Source organism: Streptococcus lishijunsis, from assembly GCF_047290665.1.
GTDB lineage: Bacteria > Bacillota > Bacilli > Lactobacillales > Streptococcaceae > Streptococcus.
Map to the genome: position 1 here is coordinate 1 of NZ_JBLBUC010000038.1, position 4,532 is coordinate 4,532.

A 4,532-nucleotide genomic window follows, 5' to 3' on the forward strand; every position below is an offset into this window, starting at 1 on the left:
TTTCTTTAGTGTAGAACACTTTATAAATATTGTCTAGTTTAGTGTAACCGATTCATTAGTATGGATTTAATCATAGAACATAGATTTAATCTTATGTATCCATTAGGCTGTCTTGCTACAATCTATTTCATCAGTGATAATTAGTTAATTGTTCTTGTATCTTTTGCAAGAGTATGCGAATGTAAGAGGAATACAGTATTGGATATTGAGTAGTTTGTTACTTATCTTTAATATTCTTGTGTATTTCAAATTTGTTTCTAAACAATAGAATATTTGAATATTGTATTTAGGAATCTACATATCAAAAACCAAGTTAGAAATAACTTGGTTTTTCTTTTATTAATTTAAGAAATCATCTATATAGTAGTCTAAGTAGGTCTTTTCGCCAGTAATGACAGTCAGATCACTAGACATACCGTACTTAAGAATTTCAGATTCTTTATCTGATAAAGTTTTCTCAGAAGTTACTTTAAAATAATTCCCATTTTCAGTTTCAGTAGCATTGCTATCAATACTTGTAATTTTTGATATTAATATAATATCTTTGTTAGAACTATCTTGAGCTTTAAACCTGATTTTATCGCCTATTTTAAGACTCGAAATATCTTTAGAAGAAATATAAGTTTCAATAGATACTTTTTTTTCTTGACTTATCATAGGGTAAATTTGGGCAATCAATGTTCCCTCAGGAATAAGTTCCGCATTAAGAACCTCATTATTCATATGAACAATGCCTTCTGCATTAGAAATGATTTCTGTATTAGCTAGAACATTATTTTGAACTTCTACTCCGTTCTCAAGCTCTATTCGTTTTTCTTCTAACATAGTCATTTCTTGACCAATTTCAGCTATTTTTTGAGCTTGTAAAGAAGAAAGTTGACTATCTAAACTGGAATTATAAGATTGTTGGATACCAGAATTTGCATATTGAATTTTGTAGTTAGACAGTTCAGCTTGAAATTGTTGAAGCTGAGAATCGATTTGAGAAAGAGTTTGATTTTTTAAAGAAACTTTTTCTAATTCACTCAATCCTGAAATTTGAGACGAGTAAGTGGCATAAAGAGAATAACCTTGATTTGAGTTATTTACTGGAGTTCCTGATGTAATCGCATTCCTTAAGGTTTGATAGTCCGCTATTTTACTTGATAATTCATTGATAGAATTACCAATGGTTTGTTGCGTATTTGTTGCTGTAGCATTCTGTGAAGCTATGGTCCCATTTTGTTGAGATACATCGCTTGTTAATGTCTGCCTTTGATTAAGATAATCCTCAAATCTTTGGTAATAGCCAAATGTGTCTACCTCCTCTTAATATCTATCTCAAAGCACTTAGTCCCAGAGCAATTCCAATAAATAAACCAAGTAGTGCTGAAGCTGTAATTATAACCGCCGCAAGATTGTTTGAGATTTCATTTTTCATAATCAATTCTCCTATTTATGACCATTACGAGAGATACCGATAGCCACATCTGCACTTAACCCCGTTGCTACTCCAACAGAAATAATCCCACCTTTCATCTCCATCAACTCTTGGTCTGTCAGATCAATATAGTTAACAGCCATATTATCCATTTGTTTAAAGTTATTCATAAGCCTATAACCTTTCTACTAGTCCAATTGCGATAATAAACTTAGATTTATTACTTGTTTACAATCTGAGTATAGCATAAAACACATTCTTTGTAAAGGCTTACATTTTAGAATATTCTTCCTTTTTATTAATTTATTGCTGAATAATTATGTAGATAACCCTCTACAAATAGAACTTAATTGAAATAATATCCTGTATAGCTATTAATAAATTTTTTATTCTCTTAAAAAACTTTTATCGCGCCAATTTAATTATGCTTATTCCTTGTAAAATCATATAATTAGCAACAAAAAAGCCCTAGGTAATTGGCATTTATTCCTGGGGCTTTGGTGTAGCCTTGAATTACTTAATCGGCTACTTAATTATATCATTTTTAGACTTTAAGTCAAAAATATGCTATCCGATTTGTCAAGTCAAATGCAACAGATTCGATAGTAGACTAGAAAAATTGTGTTCAATCGCAAACAAAAAATATGCGGTTTTATACTTGAGAATTCGTCTAGGCCTATTATTGATAGCAGGGACGTAGCGATTGAGTTCTTCTGTCGTTAGTGGATTAAGGGAGATACCTTTTGGAAGAAACTCTCTCAAGAGACCATTAAAATGCTCATTCGTTCCTCTTTCGTGAGAAGAATAAGGATGAGCAAAATAAACGTCAACACTTTTTAGAGTTGATAATCTACTGAACTCTGAGCCATGTCTGACGTAATAGACCCAATAGGATACTGAGACAGTAAGCTCTTAACAGCCTTGTTGATTGTTTCAGCCTGTTTATTCGTCAGTTTTAAGGCGATGACAAATCGCGTCGTCTGATGCTCTACCAAAGTCATGACAACAGCTTCATTTCTGGTCTTTTTTCCGAGAATTAAATCAATTTCCCAATGCCCAAAATTAGAACGATTCGTAATGATTTCTGGACGTTCTTCATAGGTAAATCAATCGGTCTAACCCTCAATAGTCTGTCTTTGATGTAGCGATAAACTGTCTTGGTTGAAGGGGTGACTTTCAGTAGATGTTCTTCTCGGTAAGTCTGCACAAAGCTATCGACACTGTGGTAGCGAGGTTTCGTTTTCAGGGCTTTCTCAAGTTCTTTGAAGAAGAACTTAGAACAGTTGTTTAGCTTGTGATAGACACTTTTGCGACGGTTGGTCTCATAAACACGTTGATCATTATCTGCGAAATAAGTCGTATAATAGGTCAGTTTCTCATTTTTATTTTGAACTTGTGTCACCTCTACTCGCTTCAGTTTACGACTGATGGTTGAGCGATGACGACTAATCAGACGTGCAGTCTCAGCTGGTTTCTTTCCATCTTGAGATAGGCACTCATTTCTCCGCGTTCAGAGGCTGAAAGGTGTGAATAGGTTGATTTTTTGTTACAATGATTAGTGGACATGTTCATCTGCTTTCTATACTGAGTTTGGGAATTCTAGTCTATCAGACGAACATGTCTTTTTGTTGCACTTCATTTTACAACGCGGGGAATTAAAGATAAGAATAAAAACGGTATCTTTAAAATGAAAAAGAAAGATTAATACTAACAATAGTAGTATAATATCAGTATAAAGTGATTGGAGAATAATAATGACAACAGTAACATTTAAGGTAGATGATAATTTAAAGGAAGAAGTAAGCAAGTTGTATAAATCTATGGGACTGGATTTATCAAGTGCTTTACGTTTGTTTATGAAACAGTCGTTAATCTCGCAGAGTATCCCATTTGAAATCAAAGCTGACAAATTATCTTCTATCATTGATGATGTGGAAAATGATAATAATATGAGTGAGACTTTTTCAGATATAAAAAGTTTGATGGAGAGTTTAAATGCTTAAGCTTAAGTATCATAAGCAATTTAAAAAAGATTTTAAATTAGCTTTGAAGCGAGGTTTAGATAGTTCTAAATTAGAAGAAGTTTTAGAATTTTTAGTCAAACGAGAAACACTGCCAACTAGATATAGAGATCACTAATTGCTTGATAGTAGGCGTTATCAAAATGTTCGAGAGTGCCATATTCAACTGGTTATTGATATATATAGGGTAGATAATGAGGAACTTGTTTTAAGTTTATTGAGAACAGGTAGTCATTCAGATTTATTTTAGAAGTCATGATTTAATATCATGGCTTTTTATTTTTGTGTAAAAGGAATTGATGATGAGAGGCTATATCAGGGAGAAAGTGATATTAGTTGGCTATCAACTTTATTGCCTTTTTTGTAAGATAAGTTATAATAATTCTTAGGAGTTATTATGAGATTTGATTATAGAAGCAGACGTTTATCAAAAAAATATTTATTGGAAGTGTGGACACAGTTATATTTTTCTCATCCTAAAAGTCTCATTTTATATCATAGATTTAAAGTTAAAAAAGGTAAAATAAGAAAAATTGGATGGCTAGATCGTCGTAAATTCCAGTTGCAGAATATATCAATAGAAGAGCTAGATATGGTTAGAGAGATGTTAAGTTCATTTGATATAAACCAATTAGAAGAATTGGACTATTTTATTCAAATGTCAGTTGTTGATAGCGATGGTATGGAGAGCGTAAAATTTGCTCGTAAATATTTTTGGAATGGGTTGATTTTGTCTATCGTACCTTTGTTTTTTACTTTTTTTGAAATAGAGAAAACTGTTATAAGTGTTAATGGAGATATTATTTATTTAATAATTCAGATAATGGGTTTTGTTTGGTTTTTATTATATGCTGGATTCGAATTGTTTTTAGACTATTCAACATATAAAAAGAGAACTTCTGTAAATAGTATCTTGCCTAAATTGATTAAGGATATACTGAAGGAAAAACAAGAAAATTGCTGAGGTTGTGAGTTGATATACTCCCCTCATAGTGGACAGTGAAAAACAAAAAATGCTCACTAGAAACTGAACGGTTCCCTGTCAAGTAGACAGTCAAATACTAAAAGATATTAAGCAACCTGATTCCTGA

General features: G+C 32.0%; 3 protein-coding genes and 3 pseudogenes. 3 read left to right on the top strand and 3 right to left on the bottom strand.

Features of this window, described 5'->3' with window-relative positions:
- Window positions 1-339: 339 nt before the first annotated feature.
- From ACLN19_RS08910 to ACLN19_RS08920, 3 genes and pseudogenes are all read right to left on the bottom strand, one after another.
- A pseudogene (locus ACLN19_RS08910) lies at window positions 340-1,293 on the bottom strand (bacteriocin secretion accessory protein); the annotation flags it as partial.
- Window positions 1,294-1,431: 138 nt separating this feature from the next.
- A complete protein-coding gene (locus tag ACLN19_RS08915) occupies window positions 1,432-1,590 on the bottom strand; it encodes a hypothetical protein (protein ID WP_413385468.1) in 159 nt (52 codons plus the stop codon).
- 409 nt (window positions 1,591-1,999) lie between these two features.
- Window positions 2,000-2,986 (bottom strand): annotated as a pseudogene (locus ACLN19_RS08920) (IS30 family transposase).
- 188 nt (window positions 2,987-3,174) lie between these two features.
- Here ACLN19_RS08920 and ACLN19_RS08925 point away from each other — a divergent pair.
- The 3 genes and pseudogenes from ACLN19_RS08925 (at window position 3,175) to ACLN19_RS08935 (ending at window position 4,405) form a co-directional block, all read left to right on the top strand.
- A complete protein-coding gene (locus ACLN19_RS08925) occupies window positions 3,175-3,423 on the top strand; it encodes a type II toxin-antitoxin system RelB/DinJ family antitoxin (protein WP_413385470.1) in 249 nt (82 codons plus the stop codon).
- Window positions 3,416-3,691, top strand: a pseudogene (locus ACLN19_RS08930) (type II toxin-antitoxin system RelE/ParE family toxin). The gene ACLN19_RS08925 and the pseudogene ACLN19_RS08930 overlap by 8 nt, the downstream one beginning before the upstream one ends.
- Before the next feature lie 147 nt (window positions 3,692-3,838).
- Complete coding sequence (locus tag ACLN19_RS08935) at window positions 3,839-4,405, top strand: hypothetical protein (RefSeq protein WP_413385472.1); 567 nt, start codon at window positions 3,839-3,841, stop codon at window positions 4,403-4,405.
- The last annotated feature ends 127 nt before the right edge of the window (window positions 4,406-4,532 follow it).